Consider the following 20,444-nt stretch of genomic DNA (forward strand, 5'->3'; position numbering starts at 1 on the left):
GGACGGATCAGGATTCGCGCAGGTGCTCGTACAGGGCGGTCGAGAGGTAGCGCTCGCCGAACGAGGGGATGATGACGACGATGGTCTTGCCTGCGGCCTCCGGGCGCTTCGCGACCTGCAGGGCGGCCCAGATGGCGGCACCGCTCGACATGCCGACGAGGATGCCCTCTCTGCGCGCTGTCTCGCGCGCGACCTCGATGGCATCGTCGAACGTGACGTCGATGACCTCGTCGAGGATGTCCCGGTCGAGGATGGGCGGCACGAAGTTCGGTCCGATGCCCTGGATCTTGTGCGGTCCGGGGTGGCCCTCGGTGAGGATCGGCGAGTCCTTGGGCTCGACGGCGACGATCTGCACGCCGGGCACGCGCTCCTTCAGCACCTGGCCGACCCCGGTGATGGTGCCTCCGGTGCCGATGCCGGCGACGAGGTAGTCGACGGCGCCCTCCGTGTCCCGGAGGATCTCCTCGGCCGTGGTCCGGCGGTGGATCGCGGGGTTCGCCTCGTTGGCGAACTGCTTCGCCAGCACGGCACCCGGCGTCCGGGCGGCGATGGCCTCCGCCTCGGCGACCGCGTGCGTCATGCCCTTGGTGGGGTCGGTGAGGACGAGCTCGGCGCCGAACGCCTTGAGGAGCATGCGCCGCTCCTTCGACATCGACGCGGGCATCGTGAGGATCACGTTGTAGCCGCGCGCTGCGCCGACCATCGCCAGGGCGATACCGGTGTTGCCGCTCGTCGCCTCGACGATCGTTCCCCCCGGCTTCAGCTCGCCGGACGCCTCTGCGGCGTCGACGATCGCGATGCCGAGCCGGTCCTTGACGCTCGACGCCGGGTTGTAGAACTCGAGCTTGGCGAGCACCGTCGCGCCGAGGCCCTCGGTGACCCGGTTCAGACGAACCAGAGGGGTGTTGCCGAAAGCGGTGGTGATGTCGGAGTGGATACCGGGCATGGGGAGAGCCTTCCTGTGCGGGGTGACTGCGGCTCCAGCCTAGGCGAGCGCCCCGGGGGGTCGGGCAATATGACACCTGCCAGCGCCCTACGCTGGTGGTCATGCCTGACATCTCCCTCGCATCCGCTGTGCATGCCGCCGCTCGGCGACTCGCGGAGGCCGGCGTCTCGGATCCTGTCGTCGATGCGGAGCTCCTCGCGGGTCACGTCCTCGGCTCGCGGCGAGGCGAGGTGCAGGCGGCCGTGATCAGGGGCGACGCGATCGCCGAGGATTCGGCCGCGGCCCTCGATGCGCTCGTCACGCGCCGCGCCGCCAGGGAGCCGCTGCAGCACATCACCGGGACCGCGCCCTTCCGCCACCTGGAACTCGCGGTCGGCCCGGGCGTCTTCGTCCCCAGGCCCGAGACCGAGACCGTCGTGCAGTACGCGATCGATGCCCTGCTCGGCTCGGCGCATCCGGAGCCGATCGGCATCGACCTCGGCACGGGCAGCGGGGCGATCGCCCTCGCCATGGCCACGGAAGTCCCTCATTCGAAGATCTTCGCCACCGAGCTGTCGCCGGATGCGTACCCGTGGGCAGTGCGGAACACGCAGGGCATCGCCAACCTCACGCTCGTCAACGAGGACCTCGCCCAGGCGTTCGGAGAGCTCGACGGCACGGCATCCGTCGTCATCTCCAACCCTCCCTACGTTCCGGATGCGGCGATCCCCCGTGACCCCGAGGTTCGGCTGTACGACCCGTCGATGGCGCTGTACGGGGGAGAGGACGGGCTCGACATCGTGCGCGTCCTCAGCGTGCGGGCTCTCGAGCTGCTGCACCCGGGAGGTCTTCTGGTCATCGAGCACGGTGAGCTCCAGGGCGAGGAGATCCGCAGCATCCTCACACAGGACGGATGGCGTGCGGCATCCACCCACCGCGACCTGACGCTGCGCGATCGGGCGACGACCGCGCTGCGTCCGTGAGGGCGGACACGCGCCGCTCAGGCATCCCCACGTAGAATCGGATCGTCATGTCCTCCATCTTCGATTGCGGCGACGAGGCCCAGCTCCTCGCCGGTATGCGTCACGCCCGCCAGGCCATCGCCCGCGGCGAACTCATCGTGATGCCCACCGACACGGTCTACGGTGTCGCCGCCGACGCATTCTCGCCCGCTGCGGTGCAGCGCCTCCTCGATGCGAAAGGGCGTGGCCGCGATCAGCCGCCGCCCGTCCTCGTCGGTACGAAGGAGACTCTGCACGCCCTCGCCGAGTCGGTCCCCGAGCCCGTGCAGAGGCTCGTCGACGCCTTCTGGCCCGGCGGACTGACCGTCGTCCTCCCCGCACAGCCGTCTCTCGTCTGGGATCTGGGTGACACCCAGGGCACGGTGGCCGTGCGGATGCCCGAGGGGCGCGTCGCCCTCGAGCTGCTGGCGGAGACGGGCCCGCTCGCCGTGTCGAGTGCGAACCTCACGGGTCGCGATGCGGCGATCTCCGCCTCGGATGCCGAGCGAATGCTGGGCGACAGCGTCGCCGTCTACCTCGCTGACGGCCTCAGCCGTGACGGCATCGCGTCGACGATCGTCGACGCGACCTCTCTCGTCCCGCGTGGTGCGGAGCCGACGACCGGCGGCGTGCGAATCCTCCGTGCGGGAGCGGTGAGTCGTGAGCGGCTGGAGGAGGTGCTCGGCGACCTGCTCGAGCCCGCCGAGCAGCCGACGGAAGCCGACGGGGATTCGTGAAGCAGTACCTCTTCACGATCATCCTCACCGCCGCGATCACCTTCGCACTGACCTGGGCGGTCTGGAGACTGAGTCTGCGTTTCAAGCTGTACCCGGGGATCCGTGAGCGGGACGTGCACACGACGCCGACCCCCCGCCTCGGGGGAGTCGCGATCTTCCTCGGCATCGCCGCGGCGATCGGCGTCTCGGCCGCGAATCCGTTCTTCGCCACGATGTGGATGCCCCCGCAGACGATGTGGTCGATCCTCGCCGCATCGCTGCTGATCGCGATCATCGGTGTCGTCGACGATCTCTGGGATCTCGACTGGATGATCAAGCTCGGTGCGCAGTTCCTCGCCGCAGCGATCATCACCGTGGGCGGCGGCCTGCAGATCCTGTCGCTGCCGTTCGGCGACCTGATCGTGTTCTCGAGCTGGTTGAGCATCACCATCACGATGTTCGCGATCGTCATCGTGATGAACGCGGTCAACTTCATCGACGGCCTCGACGGCCTCGTCGCCGGTGTCTGCCTGATCGCGAACGGCGTCTTCTTCGCGTACTCCTACATCCTGACGCGTGACACCGGCGCATCGAGCTACTTCAACCTCGCATCGTTCCTCGCTGCCGTGTTGATCGGCGCCTGCCTCGGATTCCTGCCGTTCAACTGGAGTCCGGCGAAGCTCTTCATGGGCGATTCGGGTGCTCTGGTGCTCGGTCTTCTCATGGCGACGTCGGCGATCGCCGTGACAGGACAGCTCGAGCCCTCGGCCCTCGACCCGGAGCGCCTGGGTCGCTCCCAGCTCCTCGGCGCGTTCATCCCGATCCTGCTTCCGCTGCTCGTCGTGCTCCTGCCGCTCCTCGACTTCGGACTCGCGGTGCTGCGCCGCATGAACGCCGGCAAGTCGCCGTTCTCGCCCGACCGCAAGCACCTGCACCACCGCATGCTCGACCTCGGACACCGCGATCGTGACGCGGTGCTGATCTTCTACGCCTGGACCGCCGTCATCTCGCTCGCCGTCCTCCTGATGTACGTGGGAGCCCGCGAGGACTGGCCGGGCCAGTACGTCCCGGGCGTCGTCTTCGGTGTCGTCGGCATCGTGGCCTGCCTCATCATCACCCTCAGCCCCACTCGCCGGCGGAAGTCCGCGGCGTCTGCATCCGACCCGACACCCGTGGAGTCCCCGTGAGCCCGAGCCCTGTTTCCAGCAATCCGATCCTGCGGAAGACGCTGCTCTGGTCAGCCCTGTCGATGGTCGTGCTCGCGATCGTCGCGGGCCTGATCGGTCTCCTCGTCGGCGGGGGAGAGGGGCTCGTGAGCGGCCTGCTCGGCGTCGTGCTCGCGATGCTGTTCCTCGGGATCACCGCACTCAGCATCCTCATCGCCAACCGCTGGTTCGGCGACCCGCTGTACGTGCAGCTGTTCTTCGCGATCGTGCTGGGTGGTTGGCTGCTCAAGCTCGGCCTCTTCGTCGTGATCATGATCGTGCTGAGCGGTCAGCCGTGGATACACCCGATGGTGTTCTTCCTCTCGATCGTGACGGGCGTCGTGGCGACCCTGGTCATCGATGTGATCGTCATCACGCGGATGCGGCTTCCGAACGTGAGCGACGCGTCCCTGCCCACCGAAGCGCCTGACGATCGCGCCCCGGGCGTGCAGCTGCCCACGGTCGTGCCGGAGGATCGTGCCCCCGGTCGTCATCACATCGTGCCGGAGCCCGGCGACCAGGACGGGCCGGCTGAAGCCGCCCCGCGGTCTTAGGTAACCCTCTTATTCTGATAGTGTTGACAAGTGCCCGCCGCTCGCCCGCGAGCGCTTGCGCTTGAAGCACACCGACCATCGTCGCCCCGGTTCTGACCGGTGCCCCGAAGCTGGAGCCCGCGCTGTTCAATCTTGCTGCGACCCTGATGCCCAAACTCGCCTCTGACGGCGAGTTCCACGGACCTTCGATCGACGAATTCTTCCCGGAGATCCTCTTCAACGTGGCGGGTATTCCCGTCCACCGGATCCACCTGGTTCAGTTCCTCGCCGTCGTCGCGGTCGTGCTGATCCTGGTTCTCGGAACCCGCCGGATGAAGATCGTCCCCGGTCGATTCCAGAGCGTCGTCGAGATGGGGCTGGACTTCGTCCGCTCCAACATCGCGCACGATCTGCTCGGACGCAAGGACGGCAACCGATTCCTGCCGATCCTCACCACGATCTTCTTCATGGTGCTGTTCATGAACATCACGGGAATCATCCCGTTCCTGAACATCGCCGGAACGAGCATCGCGGCCGTGCCGCTGACGCTCGCACTCGTGAGCTACATCACGTTCATCTACGCGGGTATCAAGAAGAGCCCCGTCGGCTTCTTCAAGAACGCGCTGTTCCCTGCCGGCGTGCCGTGGCCGGTCTACATCATCGTGACGCCGATCGAGTTCCTCTCGACGTTCATCATCCGTCCGGTCACGCTGATGCTCCGACTCCTGATGAACATGGTCGTCGGTCACATGCTCCTGGTGCTGTGCTTCGCGGCCACCCAGTTCTTCTTCTTCACCGCAGGTGGCGGCTGGGCCGCTCTCGGTGTCGGAACCCTCGCCTTCGGCGGTGCCTTCACTCTCTTCGAGATTCTGGTCGCCGTCCTCCAGGCATACGTCTTCACCGTCCTCACCGCGGTCTACATCCAGCTCGCGGTCGCAGAAGAGCACTGAGCGGGTCGGCAACTGCCGCCCCACCCAACGAAAGGAAAAACCCGTGGACGCTACTACGGTTCTCGCAGACATCAACGGTCACCTCGCTTCGGTCGGCTACGGCCTCGCAGCAATCGGCCCGGCCATCGGTGTGGGCATCGTCGTCGGCAAGACCATCGAGGGTGTTGCTCGTCAGCCCGAGCTGGCCGGCCGCCTCCAGGTCCTCATGTGGATCGGTATCGCCTTCACCGAGGCGCTTGCATTCGTCGGCATCGCCGTCGGATTCATCCCCTTCCCGTAATCTCTACCGACTTCTGAAGGAGACAGGATGCTGAACGCTCTTGTCACGAACCTCGCAGCAGAGGGTGAAGCGCACAACCCGCTGATCCCTGCGTGGTACGACATCATCTGGTCGGGTCTGTGGTTCCTCGTCATCCTCGTCGTCGTGTGGAAGGTCGCCCTTCCGAAGTTCACGGCGATGCTCGACAAGCGGTCCGCCGCGATCGAGGGCAACATCGCCAAGGCCGACGAGGCGCAGAAGCAGGCTGAGGCCGCTCTCGAGGAGTACACCCGGCAGCTCGCCGAGGCACGCACCGAGGCCGGTGAGATCCGTGAGGCCGCCCGCGAGGACGGCAAGAAGATCGTCGCCGAGGCCAAGGACAGCGCATCGACCGAGGCCGCTCGCATCACCGCGACCGCGCACACGCAGATCGAGGCCGAGCGTCAGGCTGCTCTCGTCTCGCTGCGCAGTGAGGTGGGCTCGCTCGCGATCGACCTCGCCGGTGGCGTGGTCGGCGAGACGCTCTCTGACGATGCTCGCGCGACGGCGGTCGTCGACCGCTTCCTCGCCGACCTCGAGGCATCCGAGAAGGCGGCTCAGTAATGGGCAGCGCGACCACTCAGGCACTCGCGGCATCCACTCAGGCGCTTGCCGCAGCGAAGGACGTCACTCTCGACTCGGCCAGGGAGCTGTTCGCAGCTGCCAGGACCGTGGCGGAGTCGTCTCAGCTGAGCGGCGCGCTCACCGATCCCTCGGCTCCGGCCGAGGCACGACAGAACGTCGTGTCGGCGGTCTTCGCCGGATTCTCTCAGGACGTGCAGAACATCCTGAAGACCGTCGTGGCCCAGCGCTGGTCCTCCTCGTCGCAGCTCGTCGACGGCGTCGAGGAGCTGGCCATCCGTGCGGCGGCGATCTCCACTCCCCAGGCCGACATCGGGGGAGAGCTGTTCGGCTTCTCCCGGGTCATCGCCGCGAACGCGGATCTCGAGCTCGCGCTCGGAACCCGCCTCGGGGGAGAGGACGCCAAGGGTGCACTCGTCGAGAGGCTTCTGGCCGGGGGCGTCAGCGACGCCGCCGCGCTGATCGTCTCATCGCTGGTCCGCCAGCCGCGTGAGCGTCGTATCCGGCAGATGCTGTCGCGTGCGACGCGAATCGTCGCGGACCAGGGCGATCGGGTGGTGGCGACGGTGCACACCGCGAAGCCGCTGACCGACGCACAGCGCACGCGCCTGAGCGCCGCACTCTCGCACCGTTACGACGGCAACGTATCCCTCAACGAGGTCTTCGACCCCGCCGTCGTCGGAGGCCTGCGCGTGCAGATCGCCGATGACGTCATCGACGGCAGCATCTCCGCTCGACTCGCCGACCTTCGCCAGAAGCTCGCGGGCTAACACGACTTCGCGCGGGGAACCGCGCACCCAGATACAAAGGGAAGACAATGGCAGAACTATCGATCAGCCCCGACGTCATCCGTGACGCGCTGAAGGACTTCGCCGCCGCCTACGAGCCCACCGGGGCAGCGGCGACCGAGGTCGGCACCGTCATCGATGCAGCGGATGGAATCGCGCACGTCGAGGGCCTGCCCGGCGTCATGGCCAACGAGCTCGTGGCCTTCGCGAACGGCACCAAGGGCCTCGCGCTGAGCCTCGACCAGGACCAGATCGGTGTGGTCGTCCTCGGCGACTTCACCGGTGTCGAAGCAGGCCAGGAAGTCACCCGCACGGGTGAGGTCCTCTCCGTGCCCGTGGGCGACGGCTACCTGGGTCGCGTCGTCGACCCGCTCGGAAACCCGATCGACGGCCTCGGCTCGATCGCCACCGAGGGCTCGCGTGAGCTCGAGCTGCAGGCGCCCGGCGTCATGCAGCGCAAGTCGGTGCACGAGCCGATGCAGACCGGCATCAAGGCCATCGACGCCATGATCCCCGTCGGCCGCGGCCAGCGTCAGCTGATCATCGGCGACCGCCAGACCGGCAAGACCGCGATCGCGATCGACACGATCATCAACCAGAAGGACAACTGGGAGTCGGGCGACGTCAACAAGCAGGTGCGCTGCATCTACGTCGCCATCGGCCAGAAGGGCTCGACCATCGCCTCGGTGAAGGGCGCGCTCGAAGAGGCCGGCGCCCTGGAGTACACCACGATCGTGGCAGCTCCGGCATCCGACCCCGCCGGCTTCAAGTACCTCGCCCCTTACACCGGTTCGGCCATCGGTCAGCACTGGATGTACGGCGGCAAGCACGTCCTGATCATCTTCGACGACCTGTCGAAGCAGGCCGAGGCCTACCGTGCCGTGTCGCTGCTCCTGCGTCGTCCGCCGGGCCGCGAGGCATACCCGGGTGACGTCTTCTACCTGCACTCCCGTCTGCTGGAGCGTTGCGCGAAGCTGTCCGACGAGCTCGGCGCAGGCTCGATGACCGGTCTCCCGATCATCGAGACCAAGGCCAACGACGTCTCGGCGTACATCCCGACCAACGTGATCTCGATCACCGACGGCCAGATCTTCCTGCAGTCCGACCTCTTCAACGCCAACCAGCGTCCTGCGGTCGACGTGGGTATCTCGGTGTCGCGAGTCGGTGGTGACGCTCAGGTGAAGTCGATCAAGAAGGTCTCCGGAACGTTGAAGCTCGAGCTCGCGCAGTACCGCTCGCTCGAGGCCTTCGCGATGTTCGCGTCCGACCTCGACCAGGCGTCGCGTCGTCAGCTCTCGCGTGGTGCGCGTCTGACCGAGCTGCTCAAGCAGCCGCAGTACTCGCCGTACCCCGTCGAGGAGCAGGTCGTCTCGATCTGGGCCGGAACCAAGGGAAAGCTCGACACGATCGAGGTCGCGGATGTCCTCCGCTTCGAGCGCGAGCTCCTGGACTACCTCCGACGCAACACCAAGGTGCTCGACACCCTGCGTGAGACCAATGTCCTCGATGACGACACGGTGGCTGAACTCGAGAAGCACACCGACGCTTTCCTCCTGGAGTTCCAGGGTGGCAAGGGGCAGGCCATCGGCGCTCCCGGTCACGAGGAGCACGGTGCGGCCGAGGCCGACGACGTCAACCAGGAGAAGATCGTCAAGGGTCGTCGCGCGTAATCGCGTGAGGAACTGATTTCATGGGCGCTCAACTCAGGGTCTACAAGCAGAAGATCTCTTCTGCTCAGACGACCAAGAAGATCACGAAGGCGATGGAACTCATCGCGGCTTCGCGCATTCAGAAGGCGATGGGACGCGTCAAAGCGTCCAGTCCCTTCGCGCGTGCCGTGACGAGGGCCGTGTCCGCCGTCGCGACGCACTCGAACGTCGACCACCCGCTCACCCGCGAGCCCGAGACGATCCGCCGCTCCGCGGTCGTGATCTTCTCGTCGGATCGGGGCCTTGCCGGAGCCTTCAACTCGCAGATCCTCCGAGAGGGTCTCGAGGTGGCGGAGCTCCTGCGCAGTCAGGGCAAGGAGCCGGTGTTCTACCTCGTCGGTCGCAAGGCCGTCGGTTACTTCCAGTTCCGTCGCATCGCGGCGGCCGCGGAGTGGACCGGCGACACCGACACCCCGTCGTTCCACACGGCGGAGGAGATCTCGGCCACGCTGCTCGAGGACTTCTCGCGCGGTGCGGACGAGGGCGGCGTCGACGAGATCCACCTCGTGTACAACCGCTTCGTCAGCATGATGACGCAGTCGCCGGAATCCGTGCGTCTGCTTCCGCTGGAGATCGCGGAAGCCGATGACTCTGATGCGGGAAGCGCCGTCTACCCGCTGTACGAGTTCGAGCCGGATGCCGAGACAGTCCTCGACGCGATCCTGCCGGTGTACATCCAGAGCCGCGTCTTCAACGCTCTCCTGCAGTCGTCTGCTGCCAAGCAGGCTGCGACGCAGAAGGCGATGAAGTCGGCCAGCGACAACGCCGACAAGCTCATCACCGACTACACCCGTCTGCGCAACAACGCGCGTCAGGCGGAGATCACGCAGCAGATCGCGGAGATCGTCGGCGGCGCCGACGCACTCTCGTCGAGCAAATAGACCATCAGGAAAGAGACGAAAATGACCACCACCGCCACGGCTGACCAGCCGGCGACCGCGGTCGTCGGGCGCGTCGCACGCGTCAACGGTCCGGTTGTCGACATCGAGTTCCCGCACGACTCGATCCCCGACATCTACAACGCACTGAAGACCACGATCACGATCGGCGACGAGTCCGTCGAGATCACGCTCGAGGTCGCTCAGCACCTTGGCGACGACCTCGTTCGCGCCATCGCCCTGAAGCCGACCGACGGCATCGTCCGCGGCCAGGAGGTGCGCGACTCCGGTGAGGCCATCTCGGTCCCCGTCGGCGACGTCACCAAGGGCAAGGTCTTCAACGTGATCGGCGAGGTCCTGAACCTCGAGCCCGGCGAGACGATCGAAGTCACCGAGCGCTGGCCGATCCACCGCAAGGCTCCGAACTTCGACCAGCTCGAGTCGAAGACCACCATGTTCGAGACCGGCATCAAGTCGATCGACCTCCTGACGCCGTACGTGCTGGGTGGAAAGATCGGTCTGTTCGGTGGCGCCGGTGTCGGAAAGACCGTCCTCATCCAGGAGATGATCCAGCGCGTCGCGCAGGACCACGGTGGTGTGTCGGTGTTCGCCGGTGTCGGTGAGCGCACCCGTGAGGGCAACGACCTGATCCACGAGATGGAAGAGGCGGGTGTCTTCGACAAGACGGCCCTCGTGTTCGGCCAGATGGACGAGCCGCCGGGAACGCGTCTGCGCGTCGCCCTCTCGGCTCTGACGATGGCGGAGTACTTCCGTGACGTGCAGAAGCAGGACGTGTTGCTCTTCATCGACAACATTTTCCGCTTCACGCAGGCCGGTTCCGAGGTCTCCACGCTGCTGGGCCGCATGCCCTCCGCCGTGGGTTACCAGCCGAACCTCGCCGACGAGATGGGTCTCCTGCAGGAGCGCATCACCTCGACGCGCGGCCACTCGATCACCTCGCTGCAGGCGATCTACGTGCCCGCCGACGACTACACCGACCCGGCTCCGGCGACCACGTTCGCCCACCTCGACGCCACCACGGAGCTCTCGCGTGAGATCGCGTCGAAGGGTCTGTACCCGGCCATCGACCCGCTGACCTCGACGTCGCGCATCATGGACCCCCGCTACTTGGGCGAGGACCACTACCGCGTCGCCACCACGGTCAAGCAGATCCTCCAGAAGAACAAGGAACTGCAAGAGATCATCGCCATCCTCGGTGTCGACGAGCTCTCGGAAGAGGACAAGATCGTCGTGTCTCGTGCACGTCGCATCCAGCAGTTCCTCTCGCAGAACACCTACATGGCCAAGAAGTTCACGGGTGTCGAGGGTTCGACCGTCCCGCTCAAGGAGACCATCGAGTCCTTCGATGCGATCACGCGCGGTGACTTCGACCACGTCGCCGAGCAGGCCTTCTTCAACGTCGGTGGCATCTCCGACGTCGAAGAGCAGTGGGCGAAGATCCAGAAGGAGAACGGCTGACCATGGCACTGCATGTCAGCCTCGTCTCCGCGGATGCGGAGGTCTGGACGGGAGAGGCGAGCCTCGTGGTCGCCAAGACCGTCGAGGGCGAGATCGGCTTCATGACCGGCCATGAGCCGGTTCTGGCGATCCTCGCCCAGGGCGAGGTCCGGATCACGCAGACGGATGGCACCAAGGTGCTCGCCAACGCACAGGACGGCTTCCTCTCGATGGAGAGCGACGTCCTGACGATCGTGGCAGGCAACGCGGCTCTCATCGCCTGATCAGTTCAGTTCATCGCGTCCGCCTCGGCGCCCCCAGTGGGTGCCGGGGCGGACGCGTCTGTATCCCCGAGGTCCCATGAAGATCCTGCTGCCCCCGTCAGAGACCAAGCGACCCGGCGGCGACGGCGCGCCGCTCGACGTGCACGCTTTGGCGCTTCCCGGACTGCACAGCGCACGTCAGGCGGTGATCGACGCGCTCGTCGATCTCGCTGCCGACGAGGATGCCGCGCGCAAGGTGCTGAAGCTGAGTCCGAAGCAGTCGGGTGACGTCGCTCACAATCGGATGTTGCGCTCCGCGGCGACGATGCCCGCTGTGGACCGCTATACCGGGGTGCTGTACGACGCGCTCGACGCGCAGACCCTGTCGGCGGCGTCGCGGCGTTGGCTCGGCTCCCACGCATGGATCCATTCGGCGCCCTTCGGCCCGATCGGTGCGCTCGACGGCATCCCGTCCTATCGCCTGGCAGCCGGAACATCGCTTCCCGGTGTGCCGGCGCTGCGCCGTCATTGGGCGGATGCGACCTCAGAGGCGATCGCGGGGGAAGACCCGGCATTCGTCCTCGATCTGCGCAGCGAGGCGTACGTCGCACTCGGGCCGGTGCCTGCATCCGTCACCTCCGCGTACGTGAGGGTGGTCACCGAGCACGGGCGGGCGCTCAACCACTTCAACAAGAAGTCGAAGGGCCTGCTCGTACGCGCTCTCTCCGAGGACCGTCCCCGCGTGCGTTCCGTGCGCACTCTGCGCACCTGGGCCGACTCACGTGGTCTCGTACTTCGCGTCGCCGCGGAACCCGGAATCCTGGAGTTCGTCGTCGCCGAGTGACGCAGCGTCACACGGGCGCGGACTCCTGCGTGTGTCGTTGCCTCATATATTGCCGCCCCGCTATGGTGGGTGACGCGGCGCGCACGGCGTCTGCTCCATCGGATCCGGAGGGATTCATGTACAACGACTATTACGACAGCGGGGCGGCCCTGGCAGGCTTCTTCGCTGCGCTCCTGATCGGTCTGCTGTTCGCAGCGGCGTTCTACGTGATCGCGTCGATCTTCCTGATGAAGATCTTCGAAAAGGCCGGCGTGCAGGGCAAGTGGCGCGCATGGGTGCCCGTGTACAACATGATGGTCTTCGCCAAGCTCGGAGACGTCTCGCCGTGGGTGGTCCTCATCGGCATCGGTCTCTCGTGCATTCCGTACCTCAACTTCCTGACCAGCATCGCGCTTGCGGTCGTGCTGGCTCTCGCCGCATGGCGGATCGGGCTCAAGCTGCAGAAGGACGCCGTCTGGGTCGTTCTCTACGTGCTGCTGTCCATCGTCTGGTACGGCATCAACGCGTTCGACAAGTCGCGCTGGAACCCGAACATCGCGCCGGCTCCGTGGGCTGCGAACGGATTCCTGGCAGACACGACCGTGTGGCAGGGCATTCCCGTGCAGCCGCGACCGGCCGCAGGCCCGGGATACGGCGCTCCGCAGGGCTACGGTGCACCCCAGCAGGGGTACGCGCCGCCGGTACCGCAGGGGTACGCACCTCCGGCTCAGCCCGGCTATGCACCTCCGGCTCAGCCGGGATACGCGCCGCCCGCCCAGCCCGGGTACACGCCTCCGGCCGCGCCGTCCGCTCCGGGCGCACCCGGTGTCCCGCCGGCAGCTCCGGCAGCGCCTCCTGCTGCTCCGCAGGTCCCGCCGGCACCGCCTGCAGCGCCTCCTGCTGCTCCGCAGGTCCCGCCGACGGATCCCACGCAGCCTCCGGCCTGATGATGTGACACAGAGCCCTCGACTCCGGTCGGGGGCTCTGTGCTGTCTCGGGGCGGTCTGCCTTCGATGCCGAGGGTGTCGGCGCGAGGCGATAGCGTGGAGACATGCTCATGTCGCAGCGCCGGGTCGGTGCCTCAGGACTCCTCGTCTCGTCGACGGGCCTCGGATGCAACAACTTCGGTCGCGCCGGCACCGCCACCGAGTCGCTCGAGGGCACCAGAGCGGTGATCGACGCCGCGATATCGAACGGCATCACGCTGCTCGACACCGCCGACATGTACGGAGCGACCGCCGGCGCGAGCGAGACGCTCATGGGGGAGGCCCTCGCCGGGCGCCGGGACCGCGTCGTTCTGGCCACCAAATTCGGGCACGAGCGCGACATGGGATACGCCTTCCCCGCGGCACGTGGTTCCCGCCGCTACGTCCGTCGTGCCGTCGAGGAGTCGCTGCGTCGCCTCCAGACGGACTGGATCGACCTCTATCAGCTGCACCTTCCAGACGCGGGAACACCCATCGCCGAGACGATCGACGCACTCGACGGACTCGTCGCAGAGGGCAAGATCCGCTACTACGGGCATTCGAACTTCTCCGGCTGGCAGGTCGCCGAGGCGGAGTTCGTCTCTCGTGAGCGCCACACCGGGCGCTTCGTGTCCGCTCAGAACCACTATTCGCTGCTCGCTCGGGCGGCGGAGCGCGAGGTGCTCCCGGCCGTCGAACGCTACGGGCTCGGATTCTTCCCGTATTTCCCGCTGCACAACGGATTGCTCACGGGCAAGTTCACCCGCGAGGGAGGCCCCGCGTCGAGCCGGATCATGTCCGCTCGTCGCCATGTGTGGGAGAACGCACAGTGGGACGCCATCGATGCGTTCCGCGATTTCTGCTCCGAGCGCGGCATCACCATGCTCCAGGCGGCATTCGGTTGGCTGCTGGCGAACCCCGTGGTCTCGAGCGTGATCGCGGGAGCCACGTCGGTCGAGCAGATCGAGGCGAATGCCGAGGCAGGAGAGGCGTGGCGACCGGATGCCGACGAACTGGCTCTCATCGATGACCTGTTCCCTCTGCCCGACGACCCGGGGGCGCGAGTGTGAGCGACTCGGTTTCCACTACGATGTGTGAGTATCCTGGGGCGGCCCGGCCCGCAGGAATTTCGGAGGCGACGAGTGTCTGACACGACGACGAAGACGCGAAGCGTCATGGTTGCGCAGCGCCCGCTGCTGCTGTCCTGGGCGGGCGTGACCGACGTCGGTCGGCGACGCGAGAACAATCAGGACGCGTTCTTCGCTGAATACCCTCTGTTCATCGTCGCTGACGGCATGGGAGGTCATGCCGGCGGTGAGATCGCGAGTCAGAGCACCGTGACCCGCCTCGAAGCCGTCGTCGCCTCCGGTGCGGTCGAGCGAGACGCCATCGAGGGTGCGTTGCAGCTCGCGGTCGGCGACATCGCCGATCATCCGGAGACGACCGACGAAGGCACCGGCACGACCCTCACCGGTGTCTTCCTCGAATTCGAGAACGACGAGCCCCACTGGGTGGCGCTGAACATCGGCGACTCGCGCGTGTATCTCCTCCGTGACGACCGCCTCGTGCAGGTGACGACCGACCATTCGGTGGTCCAGGAGCTCATCGCCGCGGGCAAGATCAGCCCGGAGGAGGCCGAAGGGCATCCGTACAGCAACGTGATCACCCGCGCGGTCGGGGCGAGCGAGCTCACCGCTCCCGACTACGTCACGCTCGACGTGAGAGCGGGTGACCGCTTCGTGATCTGCTCCGATGGACTGACGAAGGAACTGACGGACTACGGCATCCAGCACTTCCTCCGCGAGAACGCCGACCCCGGTGCCGCGGTCGATGCCATGCTCGCCGCCGCATTGGAGAACGGCGGCCGCGACAACGTGACGCTCGTCATCGTCCAGATCGCCGACGAGTCCTCCTCCACAACGGAGTCCGCAGCGGAGTAACGTCCCGTTCTCTGTGGAGGTCACCCCCGCGACCCGCGGATGAGATCGACTGATGGGCATGGATTCCCTGCCCATCGCCATCCCCGTGGCCCCTGCGGCTGCACGCCGTCCGCCGATTCCGTTCGTGGCAGCCCTCGTCCCGGTCGTCGGCGGCGTGGTTCTCTGGCTCGTGACCGGTTCGCTGTTCTCGCTGTGCTTCGCTGCCCTCGGCCCGTTGATGGTCGTGGCGTCCCTGATCGACGGTGCGCGCTCTCGGCGCAAAGCGCAACGAGAGGCTGAGGCGCATGCGGCGGAGGCATGGTCGCAGGCCGAGTCGCAGCTCTCCCGACTCCACGACGAAGAACGCAGGATCCGGTGGCACCGGCACCCGGATGCGGCCGCCTGCCTGGCGCAGCCGCCGCTTCGGGGCCCCGATCTCCCTGATTCCCGCACCGAGATCGTGGTCGGCACGGGCCGCGGCGTCAGCGCTGTCAGAGCGTCCGGGGGTGAGGGCGAGCGCGAGCGTGAATTCCGGGAACGATGCTCGGCGCTCGAGGGGGTGCCGCTCACGGTGCCGATCGGCGGGGGCGTGGCGTTGCGCGGTGCCCACCCGGTCGTCGCGTCGGCTGCCCGGGCGCTCATCGTGCAGATGTGCCTGCGGTTCTCCGCGTCGCAGCTCACGGTCGTGGGAGGTCGACTGGAGCACTGGGGTGTGGCGGGGCTTCCCCAGGCTCGCGCGGCGCGACGAGGTGCGTTCCGGCTCGGTGTGAGCCAGGCCGGAGAATCCCGACCGGTCGCAGATGCAGTGATCGCGCTTCTCGCGCGTGACGAGGAGGTGCCCGAGGGCATCACGACGGTCATCGACATCATCGAGCCGAGACGCGCGACTCTGCGCACCCCGCAGGGGATCGTCGAGATGGAAGCCGAGTGCATGTCGCATGCGCAGACGGTCGCCGTGGCGCTGGCGCGAGCAGGAGATGCAGAAGCGTTGGAGTCGCTTCCCTCAGGCGTGGCGCTCAGCGACCTCACGCAGCCGGGATCGGGGTCGGGCCTGGCTGCCGCGATCGGGCGAGGCGAACGTGATGAGATCGTTCTGGACATCGTCGACGACGGACCGCATGCCGTCGTGACGGGCACCACGGGGACCGGCAAGAGCGAGCTTCTGGTGTCGTGGGTGACCGCGATCTCGAGCAGCCACAGCCCTGACCGCGTCCTGTTCGTCCTGGCCGACTTCAAGGGCGGCACGGCGTTCGAGCCTCTCCGGATGCTTCCCCATGTGGTGGCCGTCATCACTGATCTCGATGACGAGGGGGCGCGGCGTGGCGTCTCCAGCCTCACGGCCGAGCTGCGCCGCCGCGAGTCCGTGCTGGCTGCGGCGGGCGTGCGCGACGTGAGCGAGAGCGAGATGCCGCGCCTCATCATCGTCGTCGACGAGTTCGCGGCGCTGCTGCAGGAGCACTCCGACCTCGGGGCCGTCTTCACCGACATCGCCGCACGGGGGAGAGCCCTCGGAATGCACCTCATTCTGGGCACCCAGCGTGCCTCCGGCGTGATCCGTGATGCCCTCGCGGCCAACTGTCCGCTGCGGATCAGCCTGCGGGTCGGGGAAGCATCCGACAGCCGCGTCGTGATAGGAACGGATGCGGCGGCTGATCTCCCGGGTGGTGTCGAGGCGCGAGGGCTGGCACTCGCGCGACGCCCCCAGGATTCGGAGCCGGTTGCGATGAGGGTCGCTCTGACGAGTGCCGCAGACCTGCGAGCCATCGCTGTGCAGTGGGAGCATGTCGACGTTCCGCAGAGCCCGTGGCTGCCCGCATTGCCTCGCGTCCTACCGCTCACGGCTCTTCGCAACGACGCGAACCACGGTGAGGTCGTTCTCGGCCGCGCCGACGAACCGGAACGTCAGCGACAGCCTCTCGTCACCCTGTCGATCGGCGAGGAGCGCGGCATCGCGTTGCTGGGAGCGTCCGGATCCGGGCGCACATCCGCGCTCCGGTCCCTCATGAAGCAGCACCCGGACGCACTTCTGCTTCCGGCGGACTCGGAGCTGGCCTGGGATGCCGTCACAGAACTGGCCGACGGTCGGACTCGACCCGCATTGGTGCTCTGCGACGACATCGACGCGCAGATCAACGATCTGCCGGTGGAGTACGCGCAGCATCTCGCCCACCTGTGGGAGCAGATCATCCGGGGAGCCGGGGGCACCACCTTCGTCCTCACCGCCACACGCTCCGCGGGCGCCGTGGGGCGCCTTCTCGATGCGCTCCCGAGACGTGGCCTTCTGCGGATGCAGAGTCGCGTCGATCACCTGGCAGCGGGCGGAGACTCCGGCGGGTTCGAGCGCGATCGGCCCCCGGGGCGGATGAGGATCGACGACCGTGAGGTCCAACTGGCGTGGGTGCCTGAGGACCGTCTCAGGTCAGCCCACCCCCATCGCGCGATGTCGCCGGGCGGTGGCCAGCAGGCGTGGTCACCGCGCGCCGCCATGACAGCACTGATCACACCGGGAGTCTCGACGGTCGCCGTCGCGGTTGCCGATGCCTATCCCGGGTGCGACGTCATCCCCTTGTCCGCTGACCTCCTGCAGGTTCCGGAGCAGTCCGGGCGATCGGTGATCCTGCTGGGGGAGCCCGACGCCTGGCAGCGCCACTGGACCCTCTGGCAGCGGGTACGTCGTGAGGGTGAAGTGCTCGTCAGGGCGGAGCACATCTCGGAACTCCGGCAGCTGGCCGGCGTGCGCCAACTGCCTCCCTACGCGCGATCCCACGCCGGACGCGCGTGGTCCCTCATCGGGGACTCGGGCCCACGCCGCGTCGTCATCCCCGCGCTCATCCCCGGGCACTGAGGCGTGGGCGCTGAGGCCCAGGCGCGGATGGGCGGATGGCGACTGAGTGTTGCACCGGACTCCTGCGAGCGTCTCGCCCGACACTCCTGCTCCGGATTCCCGACCAGGCCGGCGTGCCCGAATCGAGGGACGTGGATCAGATGCCGTTGCCCGCGCGGATCTTTCCGACGGGCTCGCCGCCCCCCAGCACGTCGAGCGAGAGGGCCGCGCCGAGGGACTCGACATCGGCTTCGGCGAGTGCACCCGCACGTGCCAGCAGAGTCGCCGCCACGATCGTCGACGCGCGGGCGCCGCCGTCGAGCATCTTCAGTGCGACGGTGGTCCCGTTCGGGGCGACCATCACCATGACTCCCTCGGCGCCGCCCTTGGCGAAGACGCCGAGCTTCTCGATCGCGATGGTGTCGGGGCGTCCGGGGCCGTCGATCGTCCAGGGGTGCTCGCGAACAGCGCGCACCAGCGATCCGGCCACGCGGTGGAGTGCGAACGGGGAACGGTCCGAGGCGGTCCCGATCCGGTGGATCGATCGTGCCAGCCCCGTGAGCGTGATGGCATACACCGGGGCTCCGCAGCCGTCGATCGCCGTGTGCGCGATCTTCTCGCCGGTGAGGCGTTCGATGACGTCGCGGATGTGCACCTGCAGGGGGTGAGCGGCGTCGAGGTATCCGTCTACGGGCCAGCCGGTCGCGACGCAGGCACGCAGCATCGCCGCATGCTTGCCCGAGCAGTTCATGCGGATGCGGGTCTGTGCGCCGTGCTCGCGCACGAGTTCGTCACGAGCTGCCGTGTCGCTCGGCCACGCGGGTGGGCAGCCCAGGGCATCTTCGGTGAGTCCGCCTGCGGTCAGCACGTCACGGACCACCGATGCATGACGGTCCGTGCCGCTGTGGCTCGCGGTCGACATGGCGAGCTGCTCTCCCTCGAGGGAGGCGCCTGCCGTGATGCATGCCACGGCCTGCAGAGGCTTGAGGCTCGACCGAGGCAGGATCAGGGCATCGGCGTTGCCGTGCCGGGCGATGACCTCGCCGTCGGGGGAGAGCACCACCGCCGCCCCCGCATGGCGGGATTCGACGAACCCGCTCCGCTCGACGACGGCAAGTTCCACAGCATCCTGAACGGTGAGAGTCTCCAACACCTCCCAAGGATATCGTCGGATGCTGCCGCCGCTGCGACAGAGCACCGCGGTTCCCGACGTCGGATGCGGCTGGCAGACTGTCGGCATGGCAGATCGTCCCACGCCCCTCGGCGAGCACCGCTACTCACTCACCTCGACCTGGACCGGTAACTCCGGGACAGGCACGAGCGGCTATCGGGATTATCGGCGCGACGTCACGCTGGAGGTCGAGGGCAAGCCCGAGATCCTGGCCTCCGCGGACAAGCCCTTCCGTGGCGATCCGTCGCGCTGGAACCCCGAAGATCTCCTCCTCGCCTCGCTGTCCGAGTGCCATCTGCTCTCGTACCTGCATGCCTGCGTCACGGCGGGCGTCGTGGTCGTCTCGTATCGAGACACCGCCTCGGGCATGATGCGGGAGAACGGTGCAGGCGGAGGTGCGTTCGTCGAGGTCATGCTGCGTCCCGAGGTCGTCGTCGCCGACGCATCCATGATCGATGCGGCCGAGCGCGCGCACGCTCAGGCGAACGAATGGTGCTTCATCGCGAACTCGATGAACTTCCCGGTGCGGCACGAGGCCACGGTGCGCGCGCAGCAGGGCTGAGGGTCCATCCGCGACTTCCGTCCGGACGGTCGCAGCCCGACACCGTGAGGTAGAGCGTACCCGAGAGGGCAGCGATCACGCGACCGAACAGCGTCAGCGGCGCTCGTGCGGCAGTGCCTGCTTGATCTTCTCGATCGTGCCCTGGGCGGGGGCTTCGTTGTACGCGTCCGCGAGCTCCTGCCCGGAGAGTGCGTGGATCGCAGCCATGATCTCGTCGGTCGCGAGTCTGCGCGCGCGCCCGCTGGTGGCGGGGCCGTGCGGAGACAGGTCGAGCGGCTCGCCGAACCTCACGGTGATGCGTTCCTTCAGCGTCGGAACCTTGGCGCCGACCGGCATCACGGTGTCAGTGCCGATCAGCCCCACGGGGACGACAGGCGCTCCCGTCTGCAGGGCGAGGAACGCGACTCCCGTGCGGCCCTTGTAGAGGCGGCCGTCGGTGGACCGCGTGCCTTCGGGGTAGAGAGCGACCGCGAGGCCCTCGTCGAGCAGCTGGCGCTGGACGTCGAGTGCATCCAGAGCGGCCTTCCCTGCGCCGCGGCGCACGGAGATGGCGCCGATGGACTCGAAGAAGGTCTTGCTGAGCCAGCCCTTCACGCCTGTCCCCTCGAAGTACGTGGACTTGGCGAGGAAGTGCACGGGCCTCGGCGCCGCGACCGGGATCGCGATCGAGTCGATGAACGACAGGTGATTGCTCGCGAAGATCACGGGGCCGTCGTGCGGCACGTTCTCGCGGCCTTCGATGCGCGGTCGATAGATGGTTCGAGCGAGCGGGGTGATGAGGCTGCGGCCCAGCGCGTAGGCGAAGCCGGCGTGACGAGGCTTCTCAGTCTCTGCGGGCGATGCTTCGGGCTCCACGGACTGCTCTGACGTCATC

General features: G+C 67.4%; 21 protein-coding genes. 18 read left to right on the forward strand and 3 right to left on the reverse strand.

The window, feature by feature from the left end; translation table 11 throughout:
* Window positions 1–7: 7 nt before the first annotated feature.
* Complete coding sequence (gene cysK / locus JOF42_RS09540) at window positions 8–946, reverse strand: cysteine synthase A (protein WP_210097650.1); 939 nt, start codon at window positions 944–946, stop codon at window positions 8–10.
* Between the two features lie 101 nt (window positions 947–1,047).
* Here cysK and prmC point away from each other — a divergent pair, with 101 nt between their 5' ends.
* The 17 genes from prmC to JOF42_RS09625 all read left to right on the forward strand — a co-directional run bounded on the left by prmC (window position 1,048) and on the right by JOF42_RS09625 (window position 17,858).
* On the forward strand, window positions 1,048–1,908 hold the full coding sequence (gene prmC / locus JOF42_RS09545) for a peptide chain release factor N(5)-glutamine methyltransferase (protein ID WP_210097651.1): 861 nt from the start codon (window positions 1,048–1,050) through the stop codon (window positions 1,906–1,908).
* Between the two features lie 47 nt (window positions 1,909–1,955).
* Window positions 1,956–2,663, forward strand: coding sequence for an L-threonylcarbamoyladenylate synthase (locus tag JOF42_RS09550; protein WP_210097652.1), 708 nt, complete (start codon window positions 1,956–1,958; stop codon window positions 2,661–2,663).
* On the forward strand, window positions 2,660–3,829 hold the full coding sequence (locus JOF42_RS09555) for an MraY family glycosyltransferase (protein WP_210097653.1): 1,170 nt from the start codon (window positions 2,660–2,662) through the stop codon (window positions 3,827–3,829). Before JOF42_RS09550 ends, JOF42_RS09555 begins: the two co-directional genes overlap by 4 nt.
* Window positions 3,826–4,401: a Cg1360 family ATP-synthase-associated protein gene (locus JOF42_RS09560; protein ID WP_307803576.1), complete on the forward strand. Its 576-nt coding sequence runs from the start codon at window positions 3,826–3,828 to the stop codon at window positions 4,399–4,401. Before JOF42_RS09555 ends, JOF42_RS09560 begins: the two co-directional genes overlap by 4 nt.
* Before the next feature lie 146 nt (window positions 4,402–4,547).
* Window positions 4,548–5,330, forward strand: coding sequence for a F0F1 ATP synthase subunit A (gene atpB, locus JOF42_RS09565; protein ID WP_210097654.1), 783 nt, complete (start codon window positions 4,548–4,550; stop codon window positions 5,328–5,330).
* A gap of 43 nt (window positions 5,331–5,373) precedes the next feature.
* Window positions 5,374–5,610: an ATP synthase F0 subunit C gene (gene atpE, locus JOF42_RS09570; protein WP_042541851.1), complete on the forward strand. Its 237-nt coding sequence runs from the start codon at window positions 5,374–5,376 to the stop codon at window positions 5,608–5,610.
* Between the two features lie 27 nt (window positions 5,611–5,637).
* The gene (locus tag JOF42_RS09575; RefSeq protein ID WP_210097655.1) at window positions 5,638–6,192 is read left to right on the forward strand and encodes a F0F1 ATP synthase subunit B; all 555 of its coding nucleotides are present in this window, start codon (window positions 5,638–5,640) and stop codon (window positions 6,190–6,192) included.
* Window positions 6,192–6,980: a F0F1 ATP synthase subunit delta gene (locus JOF42_RS09580; protein WP_210097656.1), complete on the forward strand. Its 789-nt coding sequence runs from the start codon at window positions 6,192–6,194 to the stop codon at window positions 6,978–6,980. The genes JOF42_RS09575 and JOF42_RS09580 overlap by 1 nt, the downstream gene beginning before the upstream one ends.
* Before the next feature lie 47 nt (window positions 6,981–7,027).
* Window positions 7,028–8,668 carry a F0F1 ATP synthase subunit alpha gene (gene atpA / locus JOF42_RS09585; RefSeq protein ID WP_045255377.1) on the forward strand — a complete coding sequence of 547 codons (1,641 nt, stop codon included), beginning with the start codon at window positions 7,028–7,030 and terminating at the stop codon, window positions 8,666–8,668.
* Window positions 8,669–8,688: 20 nt separating this feature from the next.
* Complete coding sequence (locus tag JOF42_RS09590; protein WP_210097657.1) at window positions 8,689–9,588, forward strand: F0F1 ATP synthase subunit gamma; 900 nt, start codon at window positions 8,689–8,691, stop codon at window positions 9,586–9,588.
* A 21-nt stretch (window positions 9,589–9,609) separates the two neighbouring features.
* Complete coding sequence (atpD, locus tag JOF42_RS09595) at window positions 9,610–11,064, forward strand: F0F1 ATP synthase subunit beta (protein ID WP_045255375.1); 1,455 nt, start codon at window positions 9,610–9,612, stop codon at window positions 11,062–11,064.
* Between the two features lie 2 nt (window positions 11,065–11,066).
* Entirely contained in the window at window positions 11,067–11,327 is a 261-nt protein-coding gene (locus JOF42_RS09600) for a F0F1 ATP synthase subunit epsilon (protein ID WP_056308253.1), read from the forward strand.
* Window positions 11,328–11,403: 76 nt separating this feature from the next.
* Window positions 11,404–12,150 (forward strand): YaaA family protein, encoded by a 747-nt coding sequence (locus JOF42_RS09605; protein WP_210097658.1) that lies wholly within the window; start codon window positions 11,404–11,406, stop codon window positions 12,148–12,150.
* A gap of 116 nt (window positions 12,151–12,266) precedes the next feature.
* Window positions 12,267–13,076 (forward strand): DUF5684 domain-containing protein, encoded by an 810-nt coding sequence (locus tag JOF42_RS09610; RefSeq protein ID WP_210097659.1) that lies wholly within the window; start codon window positions 12,267–12,269, stop codon window positions 13,074–13,076.
* A 104-nt stretch (window positions 13,077–13,180) separates the two neighbouring features.
* Complete coding sequence (locus JOF42_RS09615) at window positions 13,181–14,164, forward strand: aldo/keto reductase (RefSeq protein WP_210097660.1); 984 nt, start codon at window positions 13,181–13,183, stop codon at window positions 14,162–14,164.
* A 105-nt stretch (window positions 14,165–14,269) separates the two neighbouring features.
* Entirely contained in the window at window positions 14,270–15,034 is a 765-nt protein-coding gene (locus JOF42_RS09620) for a PP2C family protein-serine/threonine phosphatase (RefSeq protein ID WP_210097661.1), read from the forward strand.
* 58 nt (window positions 15,035–15,092) lie between these two features.
* Window positions 15,093–17,858: an FtsK/SpoIIIE domain-containing protein gene (locus JOF42_RS09625; RefSeq protein WP_210097662.1), complete on the forward strand. Its 2,766-nt coding sequence runs from the start codon at window positions 15,093–15,095 to the stop codon at window positions 17,856–17,858.
* A gap of 136 nt (window positions 17,859–17,994) precedes the next feature.
* Here JOF42_RS09625 and JOF42_RS09630 read toward each other — a convergent pair whose 3' ends face one another.
* The gene (locus JOF42_RS09630) at window positions 17,995–18,990 is read right to left on the reverse strand and encodes an asparaginase (RefSeq protein WP_307803577.1); all 996 of its coding nucleotides are present in this window, start codon (window positions 18,988–18,990) and stop codon (window positions 17,995–17,997) included.
* A gap of 85 nt (window positions 18,991–19,075) precedes the next feature.
* On the opposite strand from JOF42_RS09630, the gene JOF42_RS09635 reads away from it, so the two are divergent.
* Window positions 19,076–19,570 (forward strand): OsmC family protein, encoded by a 495-nt coding sequence (locus tag JOF42_RS09635; protein WP_210097664.1) that lies wholly within the window; start codon window positions 19,076–19,078, stop codon window positions 19,568–19,570.
* A gap of 93 nt (window positions 19,571–19,663) precedes the next feature.
* On the opposite strand, the gene JOF42_RS09640 is transcribed toward JOF42_RS09635, so the two are convergent.
* The gene (locus JOF42_RS09640; RefSeq protein ID WP_210097665.1) at window positions 19,664–20,443 is read right to left on the reverse strand and encodes a lysophospholipid acyltransferase family protein; all 780 of its coding nucleotides are present in this window, start codon (window positions 20,441–20,443) and stop codon (window positions 19,664–19,666) included.
* Window position 20,444 lies beyond the last annotated feature (1 nt).

The sequence above is a fragment of the Microbacterium phyllosphaerae genome (assembly GCF_017876435.1).
In the GTDB taxonomy this organism is placed as follows: Bacteria; Actinomycetota; Actinomycetes; order Actinomycetales; family Microbacteriaceae; genus Microbacterium; species Microbacterium phyllosphaerae.

Coding starts and splice junctions, on each gene's coding strand:
- prmC (WP_210097651.1), top strand. CDS start 1,048: ATGCCTGACATCTCCCTCGCATCCGCTGTGCATGCCGCCGCTCGGCGA.
- atpD (WP_045255375.1), top strand. CDS start 9,610: ATGACCACCACCGCCACGGCTGACCAGCCGGCGACCGCGGTCGTCGGG.
- JOF42_RS09640 (WP_210097665.1), bottom strand. CDS start 20,443: ATGACGTCAGAGCAGTCCGTGGAGCCCGAAGCATCGCCCGCAGAGACT.
- JOF42_RS09620 (WP_210097661.1), top strand. CDS start 14,270: ATGGTTGCGCAGCGCCCGCTGCTGCTGTCCTGGGCGGGCGTGACCGAC.
- JOF42_RS09550 (WP_210097652.1), top strand. CDS start 1,956: ATGTCCTCCATCTTCGATTGCGGCGACGAGGCCCAGCTCCTCGCCGGT.
- JOF42_RS09575 (WP_210097655.1), top strand. CDS start 5,638: ATGCTGAACGCTCTTGTCACGAACCTCGCAGCAGAGGGTGAAGCGCAC.
- JOF42_RS09580 (WP_210097656.1), top strand. CDS start 6,192: ATGGGCAGCGCGACCACTCAGGCACTCGCGGCATCCACTCAGGCGCTT.
- JOF42_RS09625 (WP_210097662.1), top strand. CDS start 15,093: ATGGATTCCCTGCCCATCGCCATCCCCGTGGCCCCTGCGGCTGCACGC.
- atpB (WP_210097654.1), top strand. CDS start 4,548: ATGCCCAAACTCGCCTCTGACGGCGAGTTCCACGGACCTTCGATCGAC.
- atpA (WP_045255377.1), top strand. CDS start 7,028: ATGGCAGAACTATCGATCAGCCCCGACGTCATCCGTGACGCGCTGAAG.
- JOF42_RS09605 (WP_210097658.1), top strand. CDS start 11,404: ATGAAGATCCTGCTGCCCCCGTCAGAGACCAAGCGACCCGGCGGCGAC.
- JOF42_RS09600 (WP_056308253.1), top strand. CDS start 11,067: ATGGCACTGCATGTCAGCCTCGTCTCCGCGGATGCGGAGGTCTGGACG.
- JOF42_RS09615 (WP_210097660.1), top strand. CDS start 13,181: ATGCTCATGTCGCAGCGCCGGGTCGGTGCCTCAGGACTCCTCGTCTCG.
- JOF42_RS09590 (WP_210097657.1), top strand. CDS start 8,689: ATGGGCGCTCAACTCAGGGTCTACAAGCAGAAGATCTCTTCTGCTCAG.
- cysK (WP_210097650.1), bottom strand. CDS start 946: ATGCCCGGTATCCACTCCGACATCACCACCGCTTTCGGCAACACCCCT.
- JOF42_RS09610 (WP_210097659.1), top strand. CDS start 12,267: ATGTACAACGACTATTACGACAGCGGGGCGGCCCTGGCAGGCTTCTTC.
- JOF42_RS09635 (WP_210097664.1), top strand. CDS start 19,076: ATGGCAGATCGTCCCACGCCCCTCGGCGAGCACCGCTACTCACTCACC.